The following is a 26,719-nucleotide window of genomic DNA, read 5'->3' as shown; positions in this document are numbered from 1 at the left end:
GTCCGAAATGGGATTGGACGATGTCCCGTCCGGGGGCCTGGAAGGGGGCCCTCAATCGTTGGTCAATTTATAATATGAGTGTTTTCGTGTCAACTTATTCTTCGCCGAGGAGACTCATTCTTTACGAAAAATCAAATACTGAAAGTTGATGGAATTCACTCCGATGGCAGCGGGGGGCAAGCGGGGAAATCGTGGGGTCAATGTGCGTTCTGGCGGCATAGATATCATCGGCTATTTCCTCTTGTTGACAATTTCCCACCAAAGCGGTAAATAAGACCGGTCGTGTCAAATTGCGGTCTTTCCTCCGGAATCCGGCGCGGCGGCCCGGTCCGATTCACAGGTGAAAAAGAAGCGCGAGGAGAAAGACATGCAGATCAGCCGGGCCGGGGACTACGCCCTGCGCGCCGTCATATTCCTCTCCCGGCAGACGCCCGGGCGGCTCTCCACCATCGGCGAGATCGCCCGCGCCCAGCAGGTCCCCCAGGCCTTCCTGGCGAAGCTGATGCCCATGCTCATCCGGAAGGGCATGGTGGCCTCGGTGCAGGGCCCCAAGGGGGGCTACCGGCTGGCGCGGCCCCCGCGGGAGATCAGCTTCCTCGACGTCATCCAGGCGATCGAGGGGCCCATCTCCCTGGTGGCCTGCCAGGAGGACGGCTCCTGCTGCGACTTCGAGCCCTTCTGCACCATGAACGAGGTGTTCGCCGAGGCGCAGAGGCGGCTGGCGGAGTTCTTCCGGACCACGACCTTCGCCGACCTCCCGGTCGAGCCTTGCGGCGCCCTGACCGACGAGGGGCTCAAGCGGGGACTCGCGGAATTGTTGCCCGAGCCCCAGGAAAAGCGATAGAATTTCCCGTGCAGGGAAGTTTTTCGGCCCAAATCCGGTCCTGAAAAAGGAGACACCGCGCATGTCCGGTCCCATCACCCTGTTCGACGCCACCAAGCCCAAGACGGCCGAGGGCATCACCATCACCCCCGCCGCCCAGGAGAAGGTGAACGAGATCCTCAAGGCGGAGGGAAAGGCCGGCCACGGCCTGCGCGTCGCCGTGACGGCGGGCGGGTGCTCCGGCCACAGCTACGGCCTCTACTTCGACGAGAAGGCCGAGGCCGGGGACATCGTGATCAAGGCCGAGGGGTTCGACATCTTCGTGGACCCGCAGAGCCTGCAGCTCTTGGCCGGGGCCCGCATCGACTACGTGGACAGCATCCAGGGCGCCGGGTTCAAGATCGAGAACCCGAACGCCACGAGCTCCTGCGGGTGCGGCAAGTCCTTCACCTAGCATCATGATTCCCAGGCCCCGGACGCCCGGTGCGTCCGGGGCCTTTTCTTTCTCCCGCAGCCGCCGGATGAGCGCATGACTCCCCGGACGCAAACCTCCCCGGCAGCGGACTCCCCCCGGACGCCGGAGTGCCCCCGGGCACCCGAGTGCCCCCGGGAACCGGAGTGGACGGAGGAAGGCGCCGTCCTCCTCGTCTCCTGCTACGAGCTCGGCCGCCAGCCCCTGGGGGCGGCCGCTCCCCTGGCCTTCCTCCGCCGGGCGGGCTTCCGCCCCGCCGCGATGGACGTGGCCGCCGAACCCTTCTCGGGCGAGAAAGTGCTCCGGGCCCGCCTCCTCTGCGTCAGCGTCCCCATGCACACGGCGCTCCGGCTGGGCTTGGCCGCCGCGCGCCGGGCGCGCGAGATGAACCCGGGCTGCCACATCTGCTTCTTCGGCCTCTACGCCCTCCTGAACGCCAGTTTTCTCCTGGAGAACGGCGGGGACTCCTGCCTGGGCGGGGAGGCCGAGGCCTCCCTCGTGGCGCTCGCCGGGGCCCTGGCCGGAGGCCACCCCCTGGAGGGAGTGCCCGGGCTGGCCCTGAAGGGCCGGGCCGGCCGGCCCCTCCTGGAGAAGCTCCCCTGGCCCGCCCCCTCGCGGGAGGGCCTGCCCCCCCTCGCCTCCTACGCCCGCCTCGCGCGGGACGGCGAGCTCCTCCTGGCCGGGGCGGTCGAGGCGAGCCGGGGCTGCAAGCACCTGTGCCTGCACTGCCCCATCCCCCCGGTGTACGGGGGCCGCTTCTTCGCCGTGCCCCGGGAGACGGTCCTCGAGGACGTGCGCCGCCTCGCCGCCCAGGGGGCGCGCCACCTCACCTTCGCCGACCCGGACTTCCTGAACGGCCCCTCGCACTCGCTGCGGGTGGCGCGGGCCGTGAACGCGGAGTTCCCCGGCCTCACCTTCGACTTCACCGCCAAGGTCTCCCATCTCGTGAAGCACCGGGACCTCCTCCCCGAGCTGGCGCGCCTGGGCGGCCTCTTCGCCGTCTCGGCGGTCGAGAGTCTGAACGACCGGCTGCTCGGGATACTGGACAAGGGCCACACGCGCGAGGACGTATTCGAGGCCCTCGCGGCCTGCCGGGCGGCCGGCCTCTCGCTCCGGCCCTCGCTGCTCGCCTTCACCCCCTGGACCTCCGCCGGGGACTACTTCGAGCTCCTCGACTTCATCGAGGAGGAAAGGCTCCAGGACGAGGTGGACCCCGTGCAGATGGCCATCCGCCTCCTCATCCCCCCGGGCTCGGCCCTGCTCGGGCGGCCCGACCTCGCGCCCCATCTTCTAGAGCTCGACCAGGAGAACTTCGTCCACCGCTGGGCCCACCCCGACCCGCGCATGGACCGCCTCCACGAGGAGGCCCTCTCGCTCGCCGAGGAGGCCGCCGCCCATGACGAGGACCCCGCCCTGACCTTCGCCCGCCTGCGCGCCCTCGCGGCCCGCATCCTCGAGATGCCCGGGCGCGCCGGGTCCTCCCTCGGCGCCCTCCCCCCGGACCGGGCGCGGCCCCCCCGCCTCACCGAATCCTGGTTCTGCTGAGCGGAGCCCACCGAGGGCCAGTTGGCCCTGTAGGGAGGAAAGAGAAGAGGAGTGAAGCGAGGCTTTTCTGGGTGCACATGGATATGGAATGTCTTTGTCCGACGCAAGTTCATAAGGTGTCATTCCGAACGGAGCGAAGCGAGTGAGGAATCTTCGCGTGCGGCCACACTCGAAGATTCCTCGCTGCGCTCGGAATGACACCGAAACCATTCGTGCGGCGAAAATCCCCTACCCGAACACCTCCTTGTACATCCCCTCCTCGAACCCGACGACCAAGGTCCCGCCTTTCCGGATGGCGGGGGCGCGGAGGTTGCCGCTCGGGCCGAGGAGGAGGGCGAGGAGGTCAGACTTCGCGGGCTTGTCTTTCCTGAGGTCGAGGCGGTGGACCTTTTTCCCTTTGGCGGCGTAGAGGACATCCACGCCGTCGAGGAGGGCGAGGGCGTCCCGTTCGCCAAAACGCCGCTTCCGGGCGTCGGCCTGCTCGGCCAGGGCGATCTGCTTCTTCGCAAGGAACCCCTGCGACTTGGCGCAGGTGGCTCAGCCGGGGCGGTGGTAGTACCAGTCGGCCTTGGGGGGCACTTTAACCTCCGAAGGATTCGCGGATGAATTGATCTTCCCTCCCCCTCCGGGGGAGGGGCAGGGGTGGGGGAAGGTTCTGCCCAAAGCTCCCTCCTCCTACCCCCTCCCAGGGGGAGGGGGAAAATCCTTGCCTATTCTGGGCCTTATGTCCGCTCGGTTCTTGGGCCGCCGCAAGGGCTGCCCCTGTCCCTCTGTCTCCCCGCCCCTCACGGCCCGCCGCCCCCCATGACGCTCCCTTTGCCGCCCGCGTCCCTGCCGAGGCGCAGCACGTCGATGCGCCGCTCCTTCACGTCGGCGAAGAGGCTGGGCTCGTTGTGCGCGAGGCCGCAGATGGGCGTGCCGCCGGCCTCCTGGGAGACCATGTGGTAGTTGTGCGAGAAGTCCCCGATCCGCCCCAGGTACGCGCCGAGGCTCTTGCCCTTCTCCACCCGGACCTTCACGTCCCCGTCGACCGCCCCTTCCCGGAAGCCGGGGGCGTGCAGGACGGCGACGTAGGGCTCGGCCGGCTCGGGCTCGTATCTCTCGAAGACGAGGAAGTCCCCGGCGCACCGCTCCACCGCGGCGGCGTCGAACCGCTTGGGCTCCAGCCGGGGGTAGCCCTCCATCTGGAAGAAGGCCTCGGCCGAGGCGGCCAGGCCCGCGAGGGCCAGCGCCAGGATCGCCCGGGCGCGCCGGAAGCGTCTCGCCGATATCCCCGCCGCCCTCATTGCCCGCTCGCGTTCCCGCCACCGCTGACCTTGGCGATGTTGCCGCGGACGTCGACGCGCCTCTCCTTCACATCCACGAAAATGTTCAGCGCCTCATGCTGCAGCCCGCACAGCGGCTGGCCGCCGGCTTCCTGGGAGATCATGGAATAGTTGACCAGCGAATCGCCGAGCCGGCGGACGTAGCCGCCCAGGCTCTCGCCCTTCTCGACGCGGACCCTCAGGTTCCATTCCACGGCGCCCGCCTGGAAGTTCCCGGCGGCCACGGCGGCCAGGAAGGGCTGATGAGGCTCAGGCTGGTACTCCTCGAAGACAAGGAAGTCCCCCTGGCACCTCTCCACGGCGCCGGGCTCGAAGCGCCTGGCCCCCAGCCGGCGGAAATCGTCCGAGTGGAAGAAACTCTCGGCAGGCGAGCTGAGGACGGGCAGGATCGCAAGGGCCAGAATTCTCAACCCCATTCCAAGCCGCTTCTTCATGTTTCGCCTCCTTCTCCCGGCGCCCTCATTCCCCGCCCGCTCCTCCGCCGCTGACCTTGGCGGTGTTGCCGTGGACGTCGACGCGCTTGGTCTCGACGTCCACGAAGACGCGCATGACGTGGTGCTGGAGGCCGCAGAGGAACTCCCCTCCGGTCTCCTGGGAGATCATGGCGTAGTTGCCCAGGGAGGTTCCGAGCTGGCGGATGTAGGCGGGGAGGCTCTTGCCCTCCTCGACCCGGACCTGGAGGTTCCACTCCATGGCCCCGGGCCGGTAGCCCCGGCCGCTGACCACCGCCATGAAGGGCTGGTGGGGCTCGGCCTGGTATTCCTCGAAGACGAGGAAGTCGCCCCGGCAGCGGTCCGCCACCTCGGCGTCGAGCCACCGGGGCTCCAGCCGGAAGTAGCCTCCCACCAGCCCCTCGGCCGGGAGGCCGAGGGCGGCGAGGGCGATCATCCAGCCCCCCCATCTCAACTTGAAGCCGCCCCTCCGCGCCATGACGACCCCTCCCGAGGCATGAAATCCCGCCCCGCGCGCCGGTCTCCTCCGACAGCCGGTAAAGTCTCTTGCTAAACAAACACCGGAGGGAGGCGCCGGGGTCCACGCCCGCTCTTGGCCGGGGAGGCGAAGGAAGATTCCCATGCCGGGGCCAGGCGCCCCTACAGACGGAATGGCCGAGCTGCCCCCCCTTACGCCACTCCCCCCACCGTCACCCCGCAGGGCTCGGGCGCGCTCAGGTGGGGGAGCACCTGGGTCATGAAGACCTCGAGCTCGCGAATCACCTCCTCCTTCGGGCACTGGGCGTAGTGCCAGATGAGGGTGATGAACTCGGAGGGCACCTTCTCGTAGGTCCGCACCCAGTCCTCGGTGAGCTGCTCCAGGGTGCCGCCGAGGAAGATGCCGCTGTCCTTGATGTTCTGGATCCAGTCGAGGCCGGCGGTGTCGTTCGGGAACTGGGGGAAGAAGGGGACGTAGAAGTTCTGGTAGATGTCGAGGTCCCAGCGGCGGAGCTTCTCGGCGTACTCCTTCTCCGTCTCGGCCACGTGAATCCAGCGGCAGACGCACTGGCGCTCGCCGAGCTGGAAGGGGTGGCCGGCCTTGTTGCCCTCCTTCACGTAGAGGTGGGAGAACTCCTCCATCTTCTCGAGCTTGGTGAAGTAGACGGGCCGGAAGCCGTTCTTGGCGGCGAACTTGATGGAGTCGGCGCTCGCGCTCACCGCCTGGAAGATGGGGGGATGGGGCGACTGGTAGGGCTTGGGCACCACGCTGATCTTCCGCACCGAGCCGTCCGGGCCGATCTCGCCCGGGGCGCCCGCGTCCCGGGCGCTCCGCCAGGCGGGGTAGACCTTCACCCCCGTCTCGTGGGGATAGGGGATCTGGTAGTAGTCCCCTTTCACTTCCACCGCGTCCTCGGTCCAGCACTTGAGGAGCATGGCCACGCGCTCCTCGAAGATGTCGCGGTTGCGCGTGTCGTCCTTGCCGCCGAGGTCGGAGGAGACGGTGGCGACCGAGTCGGTGAACTGGCCCAGGATGTTCGTCCAGCGCGACTGGTACCCCCGCGCCACCCCGCAGAAGAACCGGCCCTTGGTGATGTGGTCGAGGATGGCGGTCTCCTCGGCCACCCGGATGGGGTCCTGCGCCGCCATCACGTAGCCGAGCGCCCCGATGCGGGCCTGCTTCACGTGGCCGGCCCACCAGGCGTTCAGCACGCCGGGGTTGGGCCCCACCTCGTAGCCCTCCGAGTGGAGGTGGTGCTCGATGGTGCTGACGCCCCAGACGCCCATCGCGTCCGCCGCCTTCACGATGTCGAGCCAGTCGTGCAGCACCTTGTGGTAGAGCTCGCCGTCCCGCGCCAGGGGGCGCTTCCTCTCGCGGTCGGCGCGGTCCTTCGCGGGCAGCATGGGGTAGAGCTGGATGATCACCTTCGGCTTGGCCATCGGGCCCCCCTGTGTCGTCTCGCCGTTTCGAGATGGATGCAGGGATGCAGGATAACCGCCGCCCCCCGCCGCCGCCAGTCCCGGGGGGCGAATCCCTCAAGCGGATTCCGGGCCGTGGCTCCCCTCGGCGGGGCCGGGCTCCTCCCACACCCCCGCGTCCCACAGGGGCTCCGTGGGCGGGGGCTCCAGGCGCTCGCCCGGCCGGGGCGGGAGCAGCCCGGCCCTGCGCCCCCGGTCCGCGAAGGCGAGGAGGCGGGGCAGGACCTCCTCCCCCCGGAAGCGCCCGAGCATCCCCTCGGCGCAGTGCAGCTCGTCGAAGAGCCGGCAGGCGTCCGCCACCACCCCCCGGCCCGCCACGGCGAAGGGGACGGGCTCGGCTCCCCGGAGCATGGCCGCCTCCCCCTCGCAGGGGGCGGCCCCGTCCGCGGTGACGGCCACCACCGCCTCCCCGGAGCGGGCCATGTGGAGCAGCGAGACGCCCAGCCCCTGGTCCACCGCCTCGAGCGCCCGCGCCTTCGCCTGGACGCCCTCCGCCGCGGCCCGTTCCGGCCCCGGGGCGTGGACGAGGACGAAGTCCAGCCCCGCCCCCAGTCCCGCCCGCCCCGCCGCGATGGCGGCCTCCATCTGATCGGCCGGGTCGGGCCGGGCCGGGGGCTCGATCCAGCGCAGCCCCAGGAAGCGGCCCAGCCCCCGCAGCGCGGGCTCCGAGGCCAGGATGCCCCCCTGAAGCCCCGTCCACCCGGCGAAGGGCGGCACGCGCCGCCACCGCCCCGCCCCCCGCGAGAGGAGCGCCCAGCGCAGCCCCCGCGCGCGGGCCTCGCGCACGGCCGCTATATCCAGCCCGTTCAGGGCCCGGTAGGCCCACAGAAGATACTCGGCCAGGGCGTGGGCGGTGCGCCGGGCGGCCGGAGGATCCGGCGCGTCCGGCTCGGGCGAGGGCCGGCGCAGGTCCCGCCCCGCGGCGAAGGGGTCCGAGTCCCGCAGGTGGGGCGAGGCCGCCTCGCCCTCCGCCGTCCGGAGGAAGAGGAGCCCCTCCCCTCCTCCCGTGGGGACGAGGCGGACGCGGAAGGCTTCGTCCTCCCAGCGGGCGGCGGCCTCGGCCATCCGCCGGGCGTCCTCCTCGGGGAGGACGGGGGCGCGGTCGAAGGTCACGAGGCGCATCCGCCGCACCTGGACGAGGGCGAGGCGCGCCCTCAGCACGACCTCGTCCGGCAGGGGGTCCAGCCCCTCGCCCAGCGCCTCCAGGAAGGCGCGGCCCGGGTGGTGCTCGCGCGCGCCGTAGCCGAGGAAGGCCAGGTGCGCGAGGTCGGCCGAGGGCGCCGCCCCGGGCCCGAGGACCTCCGCCACCCCGCACTGGGCGTGGTGGGCGAACTCGTCCAGGTTCGGGGTGCGCGCGTAGAGGAGCGGCGTGCGGCCCCCCAGGGAGGGGCAGGCCCGGTCGGCCGCCCCGCCCAGGACGAGGAGAAGGATGGGCTGGCGCAAGGAGTGGCCCCTTCAGCATTCCACGTCACGCCGCCCCGGGTCCCCGAACAAGAGCGGCTCGCTTTGGCTTCTCCCCTCCGGGCCTTCGCCCGCGGGAGCGAACTTCGCGAAGGCGTAAAGGCTTCGGCCCGCGCAGGGGGGGGAAGATTCCCGGCGAGGTTTCTCCCTCCCCACCCTCCCCCCCCGCCCCAAGCGGCTCGCCGCTTGGGGGACCCCAGAATTCAGGGGGAGGGTGCTCGTTACCCATGCATCCGTTCGCGCATCACCAATCTACCCCCTTCTCTCCCCGGCGAGAAAGGCCGGTCCGCTCTTGTTTTTTGCCCCTCGCCAGGGGGCCGCCCCTTGCGGTACACTTTATTGGTCCGCTGGGGCGAGCGCCTATCGCCCGGCCGGACGCCGCCGGCCAGAGGGGACCGGCTCACATTCGGGAGGTACGCACATGCGCTCGCAGCAATTCGCCCAGGCCACCGGCCAGCGGGTGCTCGCCGCCGACGCCGCGGCCTTCATGCAACGCGTCTACGGCTGGATGACGGCCGGCCTCGTCGTCACGGGCCTGACCGCCTGGTACATCGCCGGGAGCCCCGCCGCCATCCGCTTGATCTTCGGCAATCCGCTCGGGTTCCTCGTCGTCTTCCTGGTCCAGATCGGCCTCGTCCTCGCCATCCGGCCCGTCATGCGGAGCCAGGGAGCGGGCGCGGGGAGCCTCCTCTTCCTGCTCTACAGCGCCTCGCTGGGCGTGACCGTCTCGACCCTCCTCCTGCGCTTCACCGGGGAGTCGGTGGCCCAGGCGTTCTTCGTCACGGCGGGCGCCTTCGGCGGCCTCACCCTGTTCGCCTTCGCCACCAAGCGCGACCTCTCGGCCGTCGGCAGCTTCTGCATGGTCGGGGTGATCGGGCTCGTCATCGCCTCGGTGGTCAACATCTTCCTCCAGAGCCCGGGGGTGCACTTCGCCATCAGCGCCATCGGCGTTCTCATCTTCGCGGGCCTGACCGCCTGGGACACCCAGAAGATGAAGGACTACGCCATGTCGCAGGACACGGACAGCGAGACCGGCCGCCGCGCCGCCGTCATGGCCGCGCTCGAGCTCTACCTCGACTTCGTGCTGATGTTCATCTACCTCACCCAGCTCCTCGGGAGCTCGCGCGACTAGCGCATCGCAAGAGCGAAAATCCAAAAAGCCGGGGCGAAAGCCCCGGCTTTTTGCTGGCATATGCCCTTATATTTCGAAACTCTTAAAGCCGGTTCTCTTGGACAAAAATGTCAGGGAATAAAAATGATAAGCGCATGTTAATTCTGGCGTACAGGCGATCCAGGGGCTCATAACCGCAGGCTCAGAGAGAAAGAGCCCCTCCCGGGGGATCTGGGAAGAGCCCTTTTGGGGCGTGGGCGTCCGCCGGGAGGAGTCCGCGGGGAAAATATGAACCTGGACATCAAGCCTCCCCGCCATTGCCCCTACCTCGGGGACCTCCAGGGAGCCGACGGCGTGCGAAGCTACCCGTCCTCGCGGAACGTCTGCCACGGGCGCCCGTCCCTGAAGCGGGGCTTCTTCCGCGCGATCATGCGGCCCTTCACGCCGGTCCCGGCCGGCTGGCAGGCGAAATTCTGCCTCTTCGCCCATGCGAAGTGCCCCCACTTCCAGGAAAATCAGGCGGCAAGCGCCCCGGGGCTCATGCAGAGGAACGGAGAGGGGCTATCCCCCAGGCCCGGCGAAGGAAAAGAGAGGAAAGCATGAACGGGCAGGACACGCGCGATCTCCGGCTTGAGCGGGAAACCCTCTTCGTCCGCAAGGTGGCGTTCGAGAACCGCACTTTCGCGGGACTGACACCCGAGCTTCGCACCGTGATTCAGAAGCTCCAGCGGAACCTCCGGTTCTTCCGCAACATGCGCGAGGACGAGGCCCTCCTTTTCCTTCGCTTCTCCAGGAGCAAGACCTTCGACGAGGGGGAAACCCTCACGTGCCCGGCCGAGGGCGGCGACTGCCTCTGCCTCCTGGTCACCGGCGAGATCATCTTCCAGGCGAACGGCGGGAAGGCGTTCCAGATCGAACCGGGCGTGGTCTTCGGGACGATCTCCCTGGCGAGGGGCGCCACCGCCCGCGCCGGAAAGAACGCGCTGATCTTCTACATCGACCGGGACATCTTGAGACGGAACATGCCCTCGCTCACGGCCAAGTACGACATGTGCCCGTTCGGGATCCGCTCGAAAGAGGGCGGGCATCTGTGCTTCGACCCCGCCGCCGGGAAGTTTTTCCAGCCCCAGCCCGAGCTTCTCCGCAGCTTCTGCAAATGGGAGAACGGCTTCCAGCCCTGCCCCCATTACCGCAGCTTCAAGCAGGCCAACAAGCCAGCCTGACCGGCCAGGCCGCGCGATTCTTTCCGTTCGCAATCGAATGGCCGGAGAATAATATCCCGGTCCTTGGGTTCGCCCTCGTCATTTCCGTCTCGAAACCTGCGCACAGACGCATCCAAATTGCCGCGGAGACCGGCTATATTCGAGGGTACGCTCGCTCCCCCGGCGGAGAAGCCACCCCCACTCTGGAGAACCGCGCATGAGCCGACTCCGATTAGGCCTCGCCGCGGCGGCCCTCGCCCTCGCCGCCGCCCTCCCCGCCCAGGCCGCCGGGACGATCACCATCTACAAGAGCCAGGATCCCGGGCTGGAGCTCAAGACCTACGCCTGGGAGGGCGGGAAGAGCCTCCGTTTCACCCACGGGGTGGGCAGCGCCGCCTTCCGCCACCCCCAGGACCCGCCCAACGAGTTCCACGGCCTGGGCGACCGCGGCCCCAACTTCGCCTGCGGCGAGGTGAAAGCGGTCACCGGCCTGGAAATGGAGAAGCTCTGCAAGGGCCGGGACGTCCGCATCTACCCGGTGCCGGACTACCGCCCCTCCATCTACCGCATCCTCCTGCGGGAGGACGGCACCTTCTCCCTGGCCGGCGTCATCCCCCTCAAGGACCGGGACGGCCGCCCCCTCACCGGGCTCCCGAACCCCTTGACCGCGGCGGCGGCCGAGAACGCCGTGGACGGCCGGGGGAACCCCCTGCCCCCCGATCCGGGCGCCGTGGACGCCGAGGGCCTCGTCAGGCTCCGGGACGGCACCTTCTGGATCGGGGAGGAGAACGCCCCGAGCATCCTGCACGCCGGCCCGGACGGCCGGGTCCTCAAGCGCATCGTCCCGGCCGGGAGCGAGCGGGACTTCGCCGGGGCCAACTACCCCGTCGAGGGGGGGCTCCCGGCCATCCTCGCGCGGCGGCAGGGCAACCGGGGCATCGAATCCATGGCCCTCTCCCCGGACGAGCGCTTCCTCTACTTCATGCTCCAGAGCCCCCTCGCCAACCCCGACGCCCGGGCCTTCGCCCGATCCAGGAACACCCGCATCCTCAAGTTCGACCTCCGGGCCGGGAAGGTCGTTGGCCAGTACGTCTACCGGCTCGACGACCCGCGGACCTTCCGCAAGGACCCCTCCGAGAGCCCGGCCGTCATCCGCGTCAGCGAGGCCCACGCCCTGGGCCCGGACCGCCTCCTCGTCCTCGAGCGCACCGACAAGACCACCAAGCTCCACGAGGCGGACCTGCGCGGCGCCACGGACATCCTGGGCTCCAAGTGGGACGACCCCGCGGCGCGGCCCACCCTCGAGCAGTCGGACGACCTCGCGGCGGCTGGCGTCATCCCCGTCCGCAAGACCCTGCGCTGGGACTCCGCCGATCACCCCGAGGCCCCCGGCAAGATCGAGGGCATGGCCTTCCTCGGGGACGGCTCCCTTCTGCTCATCAACGACAACGACTTCGGCATCGCCGGCGAGGAGACCCTCGTCCTCGTCCTCCGCGGGCACGGGATTAGAAGGGAGTAGATTCAAAACCTCTTTCCGTTACAATTAGAGGCTGGGGTGAAAATCCCGGCCTTTTGTCATGGTTCGCTAGAAGGGAATGAGATGGAACCGCGCCTGATCAAGACCGAAGAGGATCACAAGGCCTTCCTCGCCGAGGTGGAACGCCTGGTGGCTCTTGATCCGGCCCCGAGCACGCCCGAGGGGGATCGCCTCGAACTCCTCGCCACCCTCGTCGAGGACTACGAGAAGAAGCACTTCCCCATCGAGAAGCCCACGGCTATCGAGGCCATCTTGGTCCGGATGGAGGAGCAGGGGCTGAGGCAGAAGGACCTCGTCCCCTATATCGGGAGTAGAAGTAAGGTGTCGGAAGTGCTGAGCGGCAAGCGGGGACTCACGCTGCAAATGATCCGGGCGCTCCATCGTGGCTTGGGAATTCCGCTTGAAATCTTAACGCATGAGCCTGACGTGGCAAAGCAAGAATCCAGCAAAGGAGATGGTCCAATGAGCGCTACCAAGAAAGTGAAGGTCGAGATGCACAAGGGGGAGGAATATGAATTTTCAGATGTCACACGTATCGAGCACGATCAGTACAAGTACGAACTATATCGGAATCGGGAAATCGTCGCTGTCCTTAACAGGTGGGACGTGAAAAATTTCATCACGGAGGAACAAAAAGAATCGAACAACTGAACGAACTGCGCGCTTACCCCGCCGCCTTAGAGCCCCCCGTGTCCTCATCCGCCCCGAAGCCCCGCCAACCTCCCGCCCGCTGCCGGGCAGAGTTCGCAGGAGTGGGATGAGAATGGCATCGGACGTCAGGCCGCCTCGATGGTCACCTTGCCCTGGCGGCGGGCGCGGGGCCTTCTGCGGATCAGGATTTCGACATCCCTCCCCAGGACGGTCAGAAAGCGCAGCAAGCGGTCCATCGAATAGCTGCGGAAGTGGCCCCTCAACAGGCGCGACACGTCGGGCTGGGAGATTCCCAAGAGTTTCGCCGCCCGCGCCTGGGTCATGCGGCGCTGGCGGATGATCTGGTCGATTTGGGCGACCAGCTCCGCCTTCAGCAGATGGGCCTCGGCGTCCGGCCGCCCGAGATCGGCGAAAACGTTCCCGGAGCCGCGCTCCACCTTGGCGTTTCGTCTCGCGCTCATTTGCCCGATCCTTCCTTTCCGTAGGCCGACCGGTAATGCCGCTCCGCCAGCCTCAGCCTGCGCCTCACCAGTTCGATATCGGTTTGCGGCGTGGCAATCCCCCGCTTCGACTTCTTCTGGAAAGCGTGCAACACATACACCGCCTCCCGGAACCGAAGGGTATACACCGTGCGGTAGGTATCCGAGCCGGCATCCGTCACCACCTCCAGCACCCCCGGGCCAAACCCCTTCAATGGCTTCGTGTCCCGGTGTTTCAGGCCGATTTGGGCCTGATACAGGGCGAAGCCGATATGATCCTGGGCGGCGCCCGGAAATGCCTTCAAATCCTTCTTGCTCGACCCGACCCATTCCAGGGGCTTCGGCACTGTGCCAAGCATGCCTGATTATGGTCATTTCGCCATATTCCCGCAACCCAAGGCTTTCTCTCCGATTCCAAGATTTCCCTCCCATCCATGAACCAGCGCGAAAATGGCGGAAATTGGTGTAAGTGGCTTTCCCCTCCCAGGGCCTACATTCCCTCCGGGCGGGGTGCGCCCGGCGCCGGTTTCCCCGCCGGGGGCCGCCGAACCGGGCAAAAAGGATATTCAAGGGAGGGTCGTCACGGATATTGAGGGAAATTGAGGGAAAAAGCCCATCAAAAAACGGGGCGGTCCGACCGCGGGCCCAAGGCGGGCGTCACGCGAAGTAACGCTTAGTAACGGGAAAAGACCCTAAGAATGTCCCTCGTCCGGCCACGAGGAAGGCCCGGCGCTTCGGGGTCCCGGGAAGCGGAGCGCCCCGCCCCTACACCTGGAGGGCGGGCTCGAGCTCGGCGCCGAGGGGCTTCTCGGCGATGACGGCGAGGGTGAGCTTCTCGGGGCGGAAGACGTCCCGGGCGACGCGGGCGATGTCGGCGGAGGTCACCGAGCCGATGTCGGCCAGCTCCTCCTCGACCGGGTAGAGCTTGCCGCGCAGGAGGAGGTTCGAGCCGCTCCTCCCGGCGAAGTACTCGGAGCTCTCGTGGATCTGGAGGTTGCCCCGCAGGTGGCGCTTGGCCTCGCCGAGCTCCTGATCCCCCACGGGCTCGTCCTTGAGCTTCGCGGCCTCGGCGAGGATGACCTGGGTGGCCTCGCGCGCCTTCTCCAGGGCGACGCCCGCCTTCAGCTCGACGAAGCCCGCGTCGGTGTAGCGGTGGGGGCTGGCGCCCACGCTGTAGGCCAGGCCGCGCTTCTCGCGCACCTCGGTGAAGAGGCGGCTGCTCATCTTGCCGCCGAGGATGTTGCAGGCCACGCGCAGCGCGGGGCCGTCGGGGTGGTCGAGGCCGAAGGTGCGGAAGCCGATGGCGAGGTTCACCTGGTCGGTCTGGCGCGCCTGCTCCACGATGCGCTTTTGGCTTTTGGAGGGGACGGGGGGCCACATGCAGGCCGCGGCGCTCCCCTTGCGACCGCCGAAGTGGCGCTCGGAGAGCTCCATCACCTGATCGTGGGTGACGCCCCCCGCCACCGAGACGACGGTGTTCCCGGGGCTGTACCAGCGCTCGATGAGGTCGCGCATGTGCTCGGGCTCGATGGCGCCGATGGTCTCGCGGCTGCCGATGACGCCCATCTGGAGGTTGAAGATGTGGGTCTCGAGCATGTCCGAGACCCACAGGCGCGGCATGTCCTCGTACATCTTGAGCTCCTCGAGGATCACCTTGCGCTCGCGGTGCCACTCCTCGAGGTCGAGGAGGCAGTTGTTCACGGCGTCGGCGTACACCTCGAGGACCTTGGGGAAGGACTCGGCCGGGGAGGTGAAGTGGTAGCAGGTGCGCTCGGCCGCGGTGTTCGCGTTGATGGAGGCGCCGTTGCCCTCCATCTCGCGGGCGATGTCGAGGGTGGTGCGGGTGGGGGTGCCCTTGAAGACCATGTGCTCGAGGGCGTGGGAGACGCCCACCACCTCGTCGCGCTCGTGGCGCCCGCCGCAGCCGAAGTAGATGTGGAAGGCCACGGCCCGGGTGTCGGGCCGCTCGGTCGTGACCACCCGGATGCCGTTCGAGAGCCTGCCCTGGACCACCTTCATGGGACCTCCTCAAAGCCCGCCCGACCCAAAGGCAGGCGCGGCGCATGGCATCAATGGGGGCCCCCCCCTCCCGAAGCTACACCTCCGGGGACGGGGCCGCATCCGGGCCCTTCCGGCGGGGCGCGGAGCCGGGGGGGGAGCCGCACGCTGAAAGGACAAGGGGCCGGAAGACGAGCGTCCCGGCCCCACGTCGGTTCAAATGGTGCCGGAGAGAGGACTTGAACCTCCACGACCCGAAGGCCACTAGACCCTGAATCTAGCGCGTCTACCAGTTCCGCCACTCCGGCCCGGAACGAAGGATTCTTGTATCCGGGGGGGCGGGGATTGTCAAGACAGGCGCGGATTTCCGGGCGGCGGGGGTGCGCGGCGGGGCCCTTCGCGCTAGGATCGCGGCCCGCTGCCGGATTGGGGAGGCCAAATGAACCCGCAAAGCCCCGTCCTCACCCTCTACACCCGGCGGCAGTGCCACCTCTGCGAGGAGGCCAAGGAGGCCCTCCGGGCCGAGTTCCCGAATCTTCCGATTGAAGAAATCGACGTGGACACGGATCCCGCCCTCGCCGCCCGCCACGGGGAGGAGGTGCCCGTCGCCTTCCTGGGCGAGGCCAAGGCCTTCAAGTACCGCCTCGACGCGGCGCGCCTGCGCCGCCTCCTCGCCCAGGCCGGCGGCTGAGCCGGGGCAGTGGACTGGCTCGCCTTCCTGGGGGTGGTGGCCGGGGTGTCCCTGACCGGGGTGATGTCCCCCGGCCCCCTGAGCGCCCTCATCCTCGCCCGGGGCCGCCAAAGCCCCTGGGCGGGCCTCTGGGCCAACGCGGGCCACGCGCTCGCGGAGGCGCCCCTCATCCTCCTGCTCTGGGGGGGCCTCCAGCCCCTCCTTGAAGCCTCCGGCGCGCGCCGGGGAGTCTCGCTCCTGGGAGGGCTCTTCCTCCTCTGGATGGGCGCGGGGATGATCCGCGCCCGGCCCGCCGGGCCCGCCGAGCAGGCGGCGAATTCCGGCCAGCGCGCCACCCTCATCGCCGGGGCCGCCATGACGGCCTTCAACCCCTACTGGCTGCTGTGGTGGCTGACGGTGGGGACGGCCCTCATCGCGCGCGCCCGGGCCCTCGGCGGGGCGGGGGCGCTGGCCGCGATGATCGCCCTCCACCTCGTGTGCGACTTCGCCTGGGGGGCCTTCCTCTCCGGGATGGCCCACCGGGGCGGAGGGGCCCTGGGCCCCGGAGGCTGGCGCTGGATCGAGTGGGGCTGCGGGGCGGCCGTCCTCGGCTTCGGGGGGTTTTTTCTCTGGGAAGGGATGCGGGGAGGGATGTAGGGGCGGCCTCTACGATGTCAATGGTGCGACGAGGTGCGTAGGGGCGTATGGCCATACGCCCCTACATCGCCCCGGAGAGGAATGGGTTTCTAACGGGAGGGGCGATTGGCCGGTCGCCCCATGAACCGTTGCTAGACTGGAGAGCCCCCTCCCCCTCCGGGGGAGGGCTGGGGTGGGGGAAAAGCCATCCTGTGGCTTCCCTCCCCCTACCCCCTCCCGGGGGGAGGGGGAAAACCTTGGGAGGCTTTCCGGGCGAGCGAGGAGAGTGGGACCCGCCTGAATAGAAGTGCTAGTGCATTCCCTCCAGCCTCCGCCTGCCCTCCTCGATGTCTTTCCTTATCTGGGCGACGAGGGCCTCGGGGCCCGGGAACTTGCGCTCCTCCCGGAGGCGGCAGACGAACTCGAGCCGGAGCTCCGCGCCGTAGAGGTCGTCCCCGCCCTCGAGGAGGTGGGTCTCGATGGAGCGGCGGGCGCCCTCGAAGGTGGGCCGGTTCCCGATGTTGGTCACCGCGGGCAGGCGGCGGGCGCCGCGGCTCCCGAGCCGGGCCCAGCAGGCGTAGACGCCGTCGGCGGGTACGAGGACGGGAGGGGGAGCCAGGTTGGCGGTCGGGATCCCGATCATCCGCCCCCGCCCCTCGCCCGGGATGACGGGGCCGGCGATCAGGTGGGGCTGCCCGAGGAGCCTGGCCGCCTCCTCGACCTCGCCCGCGGCCAGCAGGCGGCGGATCCCGGTGCTGCTCACCCGGCGCCCCTCGAACATGAAGGGCTCGAGCGTCTGGGTCTCGAAGCCCAGCTTCTTCCCCTCGGCGCGGAGCAAATCGACGTCCCCCGCCCGGCCCCTGCCGAAGCGGAAGTTGAAGCCCACCACCACCCGCTCGGCCCGGAGGCCCTCGTGCAGCAGGCGGCGGATGAACTCCTCGGCCGGCGTCCGGGCCATCTCGGGCGTGAAAGGATGGACCACCACGGCGTCCACCTCCTGGGCCTCCAGGCGGGCCAGCTTCTCGTCGAGGGAGGTCATCAGCGCGGGGCGGCGCTCCGGCGCCACCACGCTCAGGGGGTGGGGCTCGAAGGTGAGGACGGCGCTCCGCGCCCCCCGGCGCGCGGCCTCGGCCCGGATGATGCGGCAGATCTCCCGGTGGGCCAGGTGGACTCCATCGAAGTTGCCGATGGTGAGGACGGTCCGCGCCTCGCCCGCCGGGTAGGATGAGACGCTCCGGAAGACATCCAATGGGTGTCACCTCGCGATAGGCCCGCCGCACGCTTGGAACCGGATATATCTACTAGCAGAGGGGGGACGGCACCCGCAAGAAAGCGAAAGGCGCCCGATCGGCGGAAAACCCGCGTCCAGGGGAGATTCCATTGCGCCCCCCGATCCCTTTCAGTAGTATGAGCCCGATCCGGACCCGCCTCCCGCACGGCCGGGAACCCGGCCGGGTCTAAATGCTGAACCGCTGGTTTCATTTGCCGCTTTCGGGGCCCCGGCTTTTCCTTTCCAGGGTGGATGGAAGACCATGAATCCGCGCGAACTGCTGCAATTGTCGGTTGCCGGCTTCGCCATGCTGCTCCTCACAGCCGGGACGGGGAGGGCCGCCGAGGCCCCCGTGCAGAGAATGATCTTCGACCGCCCCCAGATCCCCGTCCCTCTCCCCGCGGTCAAGGGCCCCCGGGTGGGTTTGACCATCCAGGAAGCGGTCAGCCTGGCCCTGGCGCGGAACTTCGATATCACCATCGAGGCCCACAACCCGCGCATCCGGGAGACCGAGGTGACCCAGCAGGAGGCGGTGTTCGACCCCGCCCTCTTCGCCGAGGGCACCACCACCCGATCCGAGCTGGACAGCAACAGCCGTTTCTTCGCCGGGGGCCAAAACAGCCTCAGCACCCAGAACGTGTCGGCGGGCCTGGCAAAGAAGTTCATCACCGGGGCGGATGTCTCCCTCACCTTCGAGACGATCCGCACCACCTCCAACTCCGGGAACGTCCTCTTCGCCCCCAGCCATGAACCCACGACGACCCTGAGCATCACCCAGCCGCTGCTCAAGAACTTCGGGATTGACGTGAACGAGGCCAACATCCGGCTGGCCGGGGTGACCCGCGGCCAGTCGCTTCAGAGCTACCGCGGGCGGATCCTCGAGGTGGTGGATCAGGTGCAGCAGTCCTACTACGACCTGGTGTTCGCCATGGCGAACCTGGAGTTCCGCCGCAAGGCCGTGGACCTCGCGAGGGACCTCCTCCGCCGCAACCGCATCCAGGTGGAGGTGGGCACCCTCGCCCCCATCGAGATCACCGAGGCCGAGGCCACCGTGGCCTCCCGGGAGGTGGACCTCATCGCCGCCGAGCGCGACGTGCAGGAGAAGGAGGACGCCCTCAAGAAGCTCCTCAACATCACCTCCGACCTCCCCTCCTGGTCCATCCAGCTCGTCCCCTCCGAGAAGGTAGCCTACGCCCCCGTGCGGCTGGACGAGATGGCGCTCGCCCTGGACGCCCTGCGGAAGCGCTCCGACCTCGAGAACTCCCGCGCCGAGATCGAGAAACGCAAGATCGAGCTCGCCCGCGCCCGGCAGAACCTGCTCCCCCAGTTCGATGCCATCGCCAGCGCCGGCAACCAGGGATTGAAGGGCACCTTCGGCGACGCCATCGACCGCATGTCGGGCAACAAGGGCTACTCCCTCACGGGCGGCCTCTCCTTCCGCTACCCCCTCGGCAACCGGGACGCCGAGGCCAACCTGGAGAAGAGCCGCCTCCAGCTCTCCCAGGCCGGGGCCTCCTTCGACCAGCTGGAGCAGACCATCCTGGAGGAGGTGCGCCGGTCGGTCCGCCGCGTGCGCTCGGACGAGAAGCGCGTCGAGGCAACCCAGGTCGCCCGCCGGCTCGCCGAGGAGCGCCTGGCCGCGACCGAGAAGAAATTCAGCGTCGGGCTCTCGACCAGCCGCGACATCCTGGAGGACCAGGAGCGGCTGGCCAACGCCCTCACCGAGGAGACGCGCGCGGTGGTGGACTACAACAAGAGCCTCGCCACGCTGAACCGGACGACGCACGCCACCCTCGAGCGCTTCCGCATCACGCTCGACAACCCCTCCCGGCAAGAGTTCAAGCCCTCGAAATGAGCCAGGGCCGCATCCTCGGGGTGGACTACGGCGAGAGGCGGGTGGGGCTCGCCCTGAGCGACCCGCTCGGCCTCACCGCCCAACCACTCGCCCAGGTCGAGCGCCGGGACGACGCCGGGCTGGCCGGGGCGATCGGGCTCCTCCTGGAGCCTCACGAGGTGGAGCGCGTCGTGGTGGGCGTCCCGCTCGGCCTCTCGGGCGCGGACTCCGCCCAGACGAAGCGGACCCGCCGCTTCATCGCCCTGCTGCGCCGCAGCCTCCCTGTGCCCGTCCAGGGGTGGGACGAGCGCCTGAGCACCGCGCACGCCGACCAGGCCCTGGCCGAAATGCAGGTGAAGCCCAGCCGCAGGGCCGAACGGCGCGACATGATGGCCGCCCAGCTCATCCTCCAGGGCTACCTGGACCGCCGCCGCGCCGCCGCCTCCCGGCCATGAGCGACGCGCCCGCGCCCGGCCCTCCCGAGACGGCTCCTCCTCCCGCTTGGCGGCGCCGGGCGCCCGTCCTCGTCCTCGCGCTCCTGGCGGTCTCCGCCCCGGCCGCCTATCTCCGGCGCGACTTCGATCGCCCCCTCGACCCCGCAAGGCAGGGCCTCCTCCTCGTCCGGGTGCACCCCGGAAAGGGCGTGCGCCAGATATCCGGAGAGCTGGGCGCGCAGGGGCTCCTCCGCCACCCGCTGGCCTTCCAGCTCCAGGCCCGCCTCCGGGGCGGCGCCCGCGGCCTCCGGGCCGGCCACTACGAGTTCAGCCCCTCGATGACGCCGCGCGCCATCTACCGCGCCCTGATCGAGGGCCGGGTGGCCCAGCGGACCGTGACCATCCCCGAGGGGTACAGCCTCCGCGAGATCGCTGAGGCGGCCGAGCGCGCCGGCCTGGGCCCCCGGGAGGCCTTCCTCGAGATCGCCCGCGACCCCGCCGTGGTCGCGCGGGCGGAGGCCGGGGGAGGCTCCCTCGAGGGCTACCTCTTCCCGGACACCTACCGGTTCCCTCTCGGCACGCCGCCCCGCGACATCCTCCTCGCCATGGCGCAGAACCTGAACCGCAAGCTCGGCCCGGGGCACCGGGAGCGCGTGGAGCGGCTGGGGCTCAGCCTCCATCAGGTACTCACGCTGGCCTCCATCGTCGAGAAGGAAACCCCCCTGGCCTCCGAGCGGCCCCTGGTGGCAGCCGTCTTCTGGAACCGCCTCAAGAAGAAGATGCCGCTCCAGAGCGACCCGACCGTCCTCTATGCCCTGCCCCGGCTGGACCGGCCCCTCCTCCGGCGGGACCTCGGGTACGGCTCCCCCTACAACACCTACGTCCGCCGGGGCCTCCCCCCCGGCCCCATCGCCAGCCCCGGCCTCGCCTCCATCGAGGCGGCCCTCCACCCGGCCGACGTGGACTACCTCTACTTCGTGGCCACCCGGACGGGCGGGCACGCCTTCTCGCGGACGTATCAGGAGCACCTGGCGGCCATCGCCCGCCACCAGGCGAGACCAAAGGAAACGGTTGACCCCACTCTCCCCTAATGGCATGATTTCCTTCACTCTCTGCGTCCGCCCAGGGGCAGATGGCGCGTCTGGGGTGCGGATCCGCCCCTTTTCCTCCATCCGGTATCATGCGCTTGGGCTCCGGGTGGAGAGTGGAATGCATGGCTAACCTGCTCCTCGTGGACGACAGCCCGCTCATTCACCGGGTGGTGGAACTCACCTTCGAGGGGCAGGATTTCTCCATCCACGCCGCGGAAACGCCCGAGCAGGCCCTCGCCATGGCGCGGACCGTGAAGCCCGACATCGTGGTGGCGAGCGCGGAGATGAAGGGAGGGGGCGGGGCCGAGATCTGCCGCCGCCTCCGCCAGGAAGGGGATCTGGGAGAGACGCCGGTCCTCCTGCTCACGAGCGCCAAGTCCCGCATGAGCGAGGGCGAGGCGCGCCAGGCGGGTGCCACCGCCGTGCTGATCAAGCCCTTCGAGCCCGAGCGCCTGCTGGCCGAGGTGGGGCGCGTCCTGGCGCGCACCGGCCTGGACAAGGGAGACTCCCTGCCGGGCGCCGAGCCTCCCAAGCAGGAGAGCCCGGCGGGCCGCGACCTGTTCGAGGACCACGAGCTCGATTCGCTCTTCGCCGGCGGTTCCGAGCAACCGGCGGAGATGCCTCCCCAGGCCCAGGACGATAGCGGCCTGCTCCTTGAGGCGGAGAAGATGCTCGACCAGGGCCCGACGGCGGGCGCTCCCCCGCAGACGGCCCCCCGGGAGCAGCAGGACGTGCGCCTGTTCGACGACAGCGAGCTCGAGGACCTGTTCGCCGAGGAGGCCGAGGAGAAGCCGGGCGCCCCGGCCGCCCCTCAGGCCGCCCCCTCGGCTCCGCCGGGCGAGGAATGGGCCGACCTCGACCTCGATGACGCCGCCCCCAAGGCGGCGCAGGCGCACGGGGACCTAGCCGACCTGGCGCACCGGCAGGCGAGCGCGGCGGAGGCGCAACTCGCCGAGCTCGAGGCCGAGCTCCTCTCCGGCGGAGGGATCAGCGAAGACGACGTGCGCGCCGCCGAATCCCGCATCGAGAATATCCAGGAGGAGCTCTCGCGCGAGCTGGCGGGGGCGGGGGACATCGAGATGAACAAGCCGGCGCCGGAATCCGCGGCTCCGGATCAGGCCGGCGGCGACGACGATCTGCTCGGCTTGGCGGCGGAGGCCGGCTTCGGCGGCCCCGGCCGCCGGGAGCCGGAGGCGAGCCTCCCGGAAGGGGAGGAGCTCGACCTGGACGCCGAGCTGGCGGCCTCGGGGGTTTCCGGGGAGGGAAACCCCTCCGCCCCCGCGCCCTCCAGGGCCGAACTCGACATGGACGATCTCATGGAGGCCAACCTTTCGCTCCCCGACGAGGAGACGGGCGGCGAGACCCCGGTCTGGGACATTCCGCTGAAGGCCGGCGCCCCGCCGTCCGGGCCTCCCTCCGGAGACGCCGGAGTCCCCAAGGAAGAGGACCTGGAGCCTCTCGTGAGGCAGAGCCTGGAGCGCACGGTCGAGGCCATCGTCCCCGCCCTCATCCGCAACATCGAGGCGCTCGTCGTACGGCAGCTACCCGACCTGGTGGAAAAAATCGTCCTGCGAGAGATCGAGAAAATCAAGCGCGGAGAATAGCAGCGTGCTCGAGCCCCGCTACGAGCCGAAGGCGGCGGAAGACCGCTGGTACGCCTTCTGGCTCGAGAAAAACTATTTCCACGGCCGGCCCGAGGCGGGCAAGCCCCCCTACTCCATCGTCATCCCGCCTCCCAACGTCACCGGCTCGCTCCACATGGGCCACGCCCTGAACAACACGCTCCAGGACATCCTCGTCCGCTGGAAGCGCATGAGCGGCCACGCCGTCTGCTGGATGCCCGGCACCGACCACGCCGGCATCGCCACCCAGAACGTCGTGGAGCGCCAGCTCGCGGCCAAGGGGCTGAGCCGGGAGAAGCTCGGCCGGGAGAAGTTCGTCGAGCGCGTGTGGGAGTGGAAGGAGGAGAGCGGGGGCACCATCATCCGCCAGCTCATGCGCCTCGGGGCCTCCTGCGACTGGGCGCGGGAGCGCTTCACGATGGACGAGGGCCTCTCCCGCGCGGTGCGCGAGGCCTTCGTGCGCCTCTACGAGGAGGGCCTCATCTACCGGGGCGACTACCTGGTGAACTGGTGCCCGCGGTGCGGCACCGCCGTCTCGGACCTCGAGGTCGAGCACGAGGAGCGCGAGGGGAAGCTCTGGGAGGTCCACTACCCCCTCTGGGAGGGCGGCGAGGGCCTGACCATCGCCACCACCCGGCCCGAAACCATGCTGGGCGACACGGCGGTGGCCGTCCATCCCGAGGACAGCCGCTACGCGGCGCTCGTCGGCAAGCACCTCAGGCTCCCCCTCCTGGACCGGAAGATCCCCGTCATCGCCGACGCCTACGTGGACCCCTCCTTCGGCTCGGGCGCGGTGAAGGTCACCCCGGCGCACGACCCCAACGACTTCGAGGCGGGGCTTCGCAACGGCCTCCCCCAGGTGAACATCCTGACGCCGGACGGGAAGATCAACCGCAACGGCGGCCCCTACGAGGGGCTCGACCGCTTCGAGGCCCGGGAGCGCGTCGTGGCGGACCTGGAGAGGCAGGGGCTCCTGCGGGGCGTGAAGCCGCACAGGCACTCGGTCGGCGGGTGCTACCGCTGCGGCACGGTGGTGGAGCCTTATCTCTCGAAACAGTGGTTCGTGCGGATGAAGCCCCTGGCCGAGAAGGCCATCCAGGCGGTGGAGGAGGGGCGCATCCGCATCATCCCCTCCCAGTGGAACACCACCTACTTCGAGTGGATGCGCAACATCCGCGACTGGTGCATCAGCCGCCAGATCTGGTGGGGGCACCAGATTCCCGCCTGGTACGACGACGAGACCGGGGAGGTCTTCGTCTCCCGCGAGGACCCGAAGAACCCCAAATTGCGCCGCGAGACCGACGTGCTGGACACCTGGTTCAGCTCGGGGCTGTGGCCCTTCTCCACGTTCGGCTGGCCCGAGCGCAACGGGGACTTGGAGTTCTTCTATCCCACCTCGGTGCTCGTGACGGGCTTCGACATCATCTTCTTCTGGGTGGCCCGGATGATCATGCTGGGCCTCAAGTTCATGGACGAGGTGCCCTTCCGCGACGTCTACATCCACGCCCTCGTCCGGGACGAGCAGGGCCAGAAGATGAGCAAAACCCGGGGCAACGTCATCGACCCGCTGGACATCATCGAGAAGTACGGGGCGGACTCCCTGCGCCTGACGCTCACCGCCATGGCCGCCCAGGGGCGCGACATCCGCCTCTCGGAGGAGCGCATCGCGGGCTACCGCAACTTCTGCAACAAGCTCTGGAACGCGGCGCGCTTCACCCTGATGAACCTCCCGGGCGGCGCCCCCCCGATGCCCGAGCGCTCGAAGCTCTCCCGCAGCGACCGCTGGATCCTGAGCCGGCTGAACGGCGCGAACCGAAAGGTGGACGCCGCGCTCGCGGAGTACCGTTTCAACGACGCGGCCCTGGCCCTCTACCACTTCACCTGGCACGAGCTGTGCGACTGGTACCTCGAGGTGATCAAGCCGGCCCTCCTGGGCGGGACGGAGGGGGACTCGAGCCGCGCCGTCCTCGTCCGGGCCCTGGAGCGCACCCTGCGCCTGCTCCACCCCATCATCCCCTTCATCACCGAGGAGATCTGGCAGAAGCTTCCCGGCCGCGAGGGCGAAAGCATCGCCACGGCCCCCTGGCCCGCGCCCGAGGAAGGGTGGGATGACCCTGTTGCCGAGGAAGAGTTCAACAAGCTCATGGACTTGCAGGACAAGGTCCGCAACATCCGTGGCGAGTTGAACATTCAGCCGGGAACTGAAATCCCTCTATTGATTCATGACGAAATACCTGGAGTTGCGACCCTCGTCCTAGATGAAAAGGAATGGTTCAAGCGTCTTGGCAGGATAGGCGGCGAAATTATTATTGGGCCGGATGTAGAACGCCCAGAGGCGTCCGCCTCAGCTGTCTCTGGAAGCTCTCAGATATTCGTTCCCATCAAGGGGCTGGTCGATGTTGACGAGGAGATCCGCCGCCTCGAGAAGCAGCTCAAGGACGCGGCCTCCTCCATCCAGGCGCTCGAGAAGAAGCTCGCCAATCCCTCCTTCATCGAGCGCGCCCCGGCCGAGGTGGTCGAGAAGGACCGGGGCCGCCTCGCCGAGTCCCGGGACCGCGAGGCCAAGCTCCGGGCCCATCTCTCCCGCCTGCTGGAGCTGAAGGGCTGAATGGCCGGATGCGGCCCCCCCGCCCCCGCCTGGCGGATCGAATGGCTGGACGAGGCGGGCTCGACGAACGACCTCCTGATGGAGCGCGCCCGCCGGGGGGAGCCGGAGGGGGCCGTGGTCGCCGCCCGCTCCCAGTCCCGAGGCCGGGGGCGGCACGGCCGCGCCTGGCACTCCCCGCCCGGCGCCGGGCTCTACTTCTCCGTCTTGCTCCGCCCCCCCCGGCCCCCCGAGGAGGCCCGCCTCCTGACCCTCGCCGCGGGCGTGGCCGCCGCCGAGGCGCTCTCCTCCCTGGAGGGCCCCCCCGTGGGCCTCAAATGGCCGAACGATCTGCGGATCGGCCGCCGGAAGCTGGGGGGCATCCTCTGCGAATACGAGCCGGCGGGGGGGCCTCCTCCCGCCGTGGTGGCGGGGATGGGCATCAACCTTTCGGCCGACGAGGCGTCCTTTCCGCCGGAATTCCGGGAGCGTTCCACTTCCCTCCGCCTCGCCGGGAAGGCGGTGCCGGAGGCGGAGGATCTTCTCATTCTCCTTTTGAGACGCATCGGATTCTGGTACAACGTGTTCATCGCCACAGGCTTTGAGCCGATCCGGAAGCGATGGCTGGAAATATGTGATAATTTAGGAGAAGAAGCTGTGGTTTCGGCCGGAGGCGAAAGCCTGCGCGGGAAGATCGCCGGGCTGGACGCGAAGGGCCGGCTCCTTATCGAGGATGGGGCGGGCCGCCTTCTCCGCGCCGAGGCCGGGGAGGTCATGGAAACGTGAACCCGGGCGGCCGTCTCCTGGCCATCGACGTGGGAAACACCCAGACGGTCGTCGGGCTGTTCGAAGGGGAAGACCTGAAGGCGAGCTGGCGGCTGGGCTCGGTGGCCCGGCGGACGACGGACGAGCTGGCCATCTTGATGGAGGGCCTCTTCCGGCTGGGCGGCCACCGGATGGAGCAGGTGAAGCGGGTGGTCGTCTCCAGCGTCGTGCCCCCCCTGGGCCCCACGCTGGAGGAGATGTCGCGGCGCTACTTCGGGATGGCGCCCCTGGTCGTGGGCCCGGGGATTCGCACGGGCATCGCGATCAAGTACGACAATCCCCACGAGGTGGGGGCGGACCGCATCGCCAACGCCGTGGCGGGCCATCACCTCTACGGAGGGCCGCTCATCGTGGTGGACTTCGGGACGGCCATCACCTTCGACGCCGTCTCGGCGCGCGGGGAATACCTGGGAGGGGCCATCTCGCCCGGCTACGGCATCGCGATCGAGGCCCTGGTGGACCGGACGGCCCGCCTCCCGCGCGTCGAGCCGATCAAGCCGCCCTCGATCATCGGGCGGAACACCGTCCACAGCATCCAGGCGGGGATGTTCTACGGGTACGTCGGTCTTGTGCGGGAGATCGTGGAGCGGATGAAGGGCGAATTGGGCGCTTCTACGCGGGTGGTGGCCACCGGCGGGCAGAGCGCCATCCTTGGCGACCAGGACGCCCTTTTCGACGAGGTGAACCCGGACCTGACGCTGATCGGGCTGCGGCTGATCGCCGAGCGGAACCCATGAGGGC

Annotated in this window: 26 protein-coding genes, 1 tRNA gene and 1 pseudogene; 17 read left to right on the top strand and 11 right to left on the bottom strand. The window is 69.1% G+C overall.

The annotated features are described in order from the left end of the window. Positions 1–367 precede the first annotated feature (367 nt). The 3 genes from HYZ11_01965 to HYZ11_01955 all read left to right on the top strand — a co-directional run bounded on the left by HYZ11_01965 (position 368) and on the right by HYZ11_01955 (position 2,840). Entirely contained in the window at positions 368–844 is a 477-nt protein-coding gene (locus tag HYZ11_01965) for an Rrf2 family transcriptional regulator (GenBank protein ID MBI3126354.1), read from the top strand. A 61-nt stretch (positions 845–905) separates the two neighbouring features. Then, on the top strand, positions 906–1,277 hold the full coding sequence (gene erpA / locus HYZ11_01960; GenBank protein MBI3126353.1) for an iron-sulfur cluster insertion protein ErpA: 372 nt from the start codon (positions 906–908) through the stop codon (positions 1,275–1,277). Between the two features lie 75 nt (positions 1,278–1,352). Beyond that, entirely contained in the window at positions 1,353–2,840 is a 1,488-nt protein-coding gene (locus HYZ11_01955; GenBank protein ID MBI3126352.1) for a radical SAM protein, read from the top strand. Between the two features lie 228 nt (positions 2,841–3,068). Here HYZ11_01955 and HYZ11_01950 read toward each other — a convergent pair whose 3' ends face one another. From HYZ11_01950 to HYZ11_01925, 6 genes are all read right to left on the bottom strand, one after another. Continuing rightward, complete coding sequence (locus HYZ11_01950) at positions 3,069–3,260, bottom strand: hypothetical protein (GenBank protein MBI3126351.1); 192 nt, start codon at positions 3,258–3,260, stop codon at positions 3,069–3,071. Positions 3,261–3,625: 365 nt separating this feature from the next. Then, positions 3,626–4,126 (bottom strand): hypothetical protein, encoded by a 501-nt coding sequence (locus tag HYZ11_01945; protein MBI3126350.1) that lies wholly within the window; start codon positions 4,124–4,126, stop codon positions 3,626–3,628. Continuing rightward, positions 4,123–4,599: a hypothetical protein gene (locus HYZ11_01940; protein MBI3126349.1), complete on the bottom strand. Its 477-nt coding sequence runs from the start codon at positions 4,597–4,599 to the stop codon at positions 4,123–4,125. The genes HYZ11_01945 and HYZ11_01940 overlap by 4 nt, the downstream gene beginning before the upstream one ends. A 25-nt stretch (positions 4,600–4,624) precedes the next feature. Continuing rightward, positions 4,625–5,095: a hypothetical protein gene (locus HYZ11_01935; GenBank protein ID MBI3126348.1), complete on the bottom strand. Its 471-nt coding sequence runs from the start codon at positions 5,093–5,095 to the stop codon at positions 4,625–4,627. A gap of 191 nt (positions 5,096–5,286) precedes the next feature. Next, positions 5,287–6,534 (bottom strand): LLM class flavin-dependent oxidoreductase, encoded by a 1,248-nt coding sequence (locus HYZ11_01930; protein MBI3126347.1) that lies wholly within the window; start codon positions 6,532–6,534, stop codon positions 5,287–5,289. A gap of 96 nt (positions 6,535–6,630) precedes the next feature. Further along, complete coding sequence (locus HYZ11_01925) at positions 6,631–8,016, bottom strand: hypothetical protein (protein ID MBI3126346.1); 1,386 nt, start codon at positions 8,014–8,016, stop codon at positions 6,631–6,633. Between the two features lie 439 nt (positions 8,017–8,455). On the opposite strand from HYZ11_01925, the gene HYZ11_01920 reads away from it, so the two are divergent. The 5 genes and pseudogenes from HYZ11_01920 (at position 8,456) to HYZ11_01900 (ending at position 12,295) form a co-directional block, all read left to right on the top strand. After that, a complete protein-coding gene (locus tag HYZ11_01920) occupies positions 8,456–9,166 on the top strand; it encodes a Bax inhibitor-1/YccA family protein (protein ID MBI3126345.1) in 711 nt (236 codons plus the stop codon). Positions 9,167–9,433: 267 nt separating this feature from the next. Then, positions 9,434–9,748, top strand: coding sequence for a hypothetical protein (locus HYZ11_01915; protein MBI3126344.1), 315 nt, complete (start codon positions 9,434–9,436; stop codon positions 9,746–9,748). Beyond that, positions 9,745–10,368 carry a hypothetical protein gene (locus HYZ11_01910; GenBank protein MBI3126343.1) on the top strand — a complete coding sequence of 208 codons (624 nt, stop codon included), beginning with the start codon at positions 9,745–9,747 and terminating at the stop codon, positions 10,366–10,368. The genes HYZ11_01915 and HYZ11_01910 overlap by 4 nt, the downstream gene beginning before the upstream one ends. Positions 10,369–10,564: 196 nt before the next feature. Beyond that, positions 10,565–11,866, top strand: a complete 1,302-nt coding sequence (locus HYZ11_01905; GenBank protein MBI3126342.1) for an esterase-like activity of phytase family protein — start codon at positions 10,565–10,567, stop codon at positions 11,864–11,866. 81 nt (positions 11,867–11,947) lie between these two features. Beyond that, a pseudogene (locus tag HYZ11_01900) lies at positions 11,948–12,295 on the top strand (transcriptional regulator). 365 nt (positions 12,296–12,660) lie between these two features. Here the strand turns inward: HYZ11_01900 and HYZ11_01895 are convergent. From HYZ11_01895 to HYZ11_01880, 4 genes are all read right to left on the bottom strand, one after another. Next, complete coding sequence (locus HYZ11_01895) at positions 12,661–12,996, bottom strand: XRE family transcriptional regulator (GenBank protein ID MBI3126341.1); 336 nt, start codon at positions 12,994–12,996, stop codon at positions 12,661–12,663. Further along, positions 12,993–13,373, bottom strand: coding sequence for a type II toxin-antitoxin system RelE/ParE family toxin (locus tag HYZ11_01890; protein MBI3126340.1), 381 nt, complete (start codon positions 13,371–13,373; stop codon positions 12,993–12,995). Before HYZ11_01890 ends, HYZ11_01895 begins: the two co-directional genes overlap by 4 nt. A 406-nt stretch (positions 13,374–13,779) precedes the next feature. Beyond that, entirely contained in the window at positions 13,780–15,033 is a 1,254-nt protein-coding gene (locus HYZ11_01885) for an insulinase family protein (protein MBI3126339.1), read from the bottom strand. Positions 15,034–15,233: 200 nt separating this feature from the next. After that, positions 15,234–15,320 (bottom strand) — tRNA-Leu (locus HYZ11_01880). A gap of 131 nt (positions 15,321–15,451) precedes the next feature. Here HYZ11_01880 and HYZ11_01875 point away from each other — a divergent pair. Both HYZ11_01875 and HYZ11_01870 read left to right on the top strand, forming a co-directional pair. Continuing rightward, positions 15,452–15,703, top strand: a complete 252-nt coding sequence (locus tag HYZ11_01875) for a glutaredoxin family protein (protein MBI3126338.1) — start codon at positions 15,452–15,454, stop codon at positions 15,701–15,703. Between the two features lie 9 nt (positions 15,704–15,712). Then, positions 15,713–16,339: a LysE family transporter gene (locus HYZ11_01870; protein MBI3126337.1), complete on the top strand. Its 627-nt coding sequence runs from the start codon at positions 15,713–15,715 to the stop codon at positions 16,337–16,339. A gap of 289 nt (positions 16,340–16,628) precedes the next feature. On the opposite strand, the gene HYZ11_01865 is transcribed toward HYZ11_01870, so the two are convergent. Next, entirely contained in the window at positions 16,629–17,567 is a 939-nt protein-coding gene (locus tag HYZ11_01865) for a bifunctional riboflavin kinase/FAD synthetase (protein MBI3126336.1), read from the bottom strand. Positions 17,568–17,850: 283 nt separating this feature from the next. Here HYZ11_01865 and HYZ11_01860 point away from each other — a divergent pair, with 283 nt between their 5' ends. The 7 genes from HYZ11_01860 (at position 17,851) to HYZ11_01830 (ending at position 26,715) form a co-directional block, all read left to right on the top strand. Beyond that, on the top strand, positions 17,851–19,443 hold the full coding sequence (locus tag HYZ11_01860; GenBank protein MBI3126335.1) for a TolC family protein: 1,593 nt from the start codon (positions 17,851–17,853) through the stop codon (positions 19,441–19,443). Then, on the top strand, positions 19,440–19,877 hold the full coding sequence (gene ruvX / locus HYZ11_01855; GenBank protein ID MBI3126334.1) for a Holliday junction resolvase RuvX: 438 nt from the start codon (positions 19,440–19,442) through the stop codon (positions 19,875–19,877). The genes HYZ11_01860 and ruvX overlap by 4 nt, the downstream gene beginning before the upstream one ends. Further along, positions 19,874–20,947, top strand: coding sequence for an endolytic transglycosylase MltG (mltG, locus tag HYZ11_01850; protein MBI3126333.1), 1,074 nt, complete (start codon positions 19,874–19,876; stop codon positions 20,945–20,947). The genes ruvX and mltG overlap by 4 nt, the downstream gene beginning before the upstream one ends. Positions 20,948–21,069: 122 nt before the next feature. Then, a complete protein-coding gene (locus HYZ11_01845) occupies positions 21,070–22,551 on the top strand; it encodes a response regulator (GenBank protein MBI3126332.1) in 1,482 nt (493 codons plus the stop codon). 4 nt (positions 22,552–22,555) lie between these two features. Further along, positions 22,556–25,177 carry a valine--tRNA ligase gene (locus HYZ11_01840; GenBank protein ID MBI3126331.1) on the top strand — a complete coding sequence of 874 codons (2,622 nt, stop codon included), beginning with the start codon at positions 22,556–22,558 and terminating at the stop codon, positions 25,175–25,177. Continuing rightward, positions 25,178–25,939 (top strand): biotin--[acetyl-CoA-carboxylase] ligase, encoded by a 762-nt coding sequence (locus tag HYZ11_01835; protein ID MBI3126330.1) that lies wholly within the window; start codon positions 25,178–25,180, stop codon positions 25,937–25,939. It begins immediately after the preceding gene. Next, positions 25,936–26,715 carry a type III pantothenate kinase gene (locus tag HYZ11_01830; protein MBI3126329.1) on the top strand — a complete coding sequence of 260 codons (780 nt, stop codon included), beginning with the start codon at positions 25,936–25,938 and terminating at the stop codon, positions 26,713–26,715. Before HYZ11_01835 ends, HYZ11_01830 begins: the two co-directional genes overlap by 4 nt. The last annotated feature ends 4 nt before the right edge of the window (positions 26,716–26,719 follow it).

The sequence above is a fragment of the Candidatus Tectomicrobia bacterium genome (assembly GCA_016192135.1).
Lineage (GTDB): Bacteria > UBA8248 > UBA8248 > UBA8248 > UBA8248 > 2-12-FULL-69-37.
Note: the sequence above shows the minus strand (reverse complement) of the source record. Positions and strands in the feature narration are given on the sequence as shown.

Coding starts and splice junctions, on each gene's coding strand:
- HYZ11_01845 (MBI3126332.1), top strand. CDS start 21,070: ATGGCTAACCTGCTCCTCGTGGACGACAGCCCGCTCATTCACCGGGTG.
- HYZ11_01930 (MBI3126347.1), bottom strand. CDS start 6,534: ATGGCCAAGCCGAAGGTGATCATCCAGCTCTACCCCATGCTGCCCGCG.
- ruvX (MBI3126334.1), top strand. CDS start 19,440: ATGAGCCAGGGCCGCATCCTCGGGGTGGACTACGGCGAGAGGCGGGTG.
- HYZ11_01940 (MBI3126349.1), bottom strand. CDS start 4,599: ATGAAGAAGCGGCTTGGAATGGGGTTGAGAATTCTGGCCCTTGCGATC.
- HYZ11_01935 (MBI3126348.1), bottom strand. CDS start 5,095: ATGGCGCGGAGGGGCGGCTTCAAGTTGAGATGGGGGGGCTGGATGATC.
- HYZ11_01945 (MBI3126350.1), bottom strand. CDS start 4,126: ATGAGGGCGGCGGGGATATCGGCGAGACGCTTCCGGCGCGCCCGGGCG.
- HYZ11_01915 (MBI3126344.1), top strand. CDS start 9,434: ATGAACCTGGACATCAAGCCTCCCCGCCATTGCCCCTACCTCGGGGAC.
- HYZ11_01835 (MBI3126330.1), top strand. CDS start 25,178: ATGGCCGGATGCGGCCCCCCCGCCCCCGCCTGGCGGATCGAATGGCTG.
- HYZ11_01955 (MBI3126352.1), top strand. CDS start 1,353: ATGACTCCCCGGACGCAAACCTCCCCGGCAGCGGACTCCCCCCGGACG.
- HYZ11_01910 (MBI3126343.1), top strand. CDS start 9,745: ATGAACGGGCAGGACACGCGCGATCTCCGGCTTGAGCGGGAAACCCTC.
- HYZ11_01875 (MBI3126338.1), top strand. CDS start 15,452: ATGAACCCGCAAAGCCCCGTCCTCACCCTCTACACCCGGCGGCAGTGC.
- mltG (MBI3126333.1), top strand. CDS start 19,874: ATGAGCGACGCGCCCGCGCCCGGCCCTCCCGAGACGGCTCCTCCTCCC.
- HYZ11_01920 (MBI3126345.1), top strand. CDS start 8,456: ATGCGCTCGCAGCAATTCGCCCAGGCCACCGGCCAGCGGGTGCTCGCC.
- HYZ11_01890 (MBI3126340.1), bottom strand. CDS start 13,373: ATGCTTGGCACAGTGCCGAAGCCCCTGGAATGGGTCGGGTCGAGCAAG.
- HYZ11_01860 (MBI3126335.1), top strand. CDS start 17,851: ATGAATCCGCGCGAACTGCTGCAATTGTCGGTTGCCGGCTTCGCCATG.
- HYZ11_01885 (MBI3126339.1), bottom strand. CDS start 15,033: ATGAAGGTGGTCCAGGGCAGGCTCTCGAACGGCATCCGGGTGGTCACG.
- erpA (MBI3126353.1), top strand. CDS start 906: ATGTCCGGTCCCATCACCCTGTTCGACGCCACCAAGCCCAAGACGGCC.
- HYZ11_01905 (MBI3126342.1), top strand. CDS start 10,565: ATGAGCCGACTCCGATTAGGCCTCGCCGCGGCGGCCCTCGCCCTCGCC.
- HYZ11_01895 (MBI3126341.1), bottom strand. CDS start 12,996: ATGAGCGCGAGACGAAACGCCAAGGTGGAGCGCGGCTCCGGGAACGTT.
- HYZ11_01965 (MBI3126354.1), top strand. CDS start 368: ATGCAGATCAGCCGGGCCGGGGACTACGCCCTGCGCGCCGTCATATTC.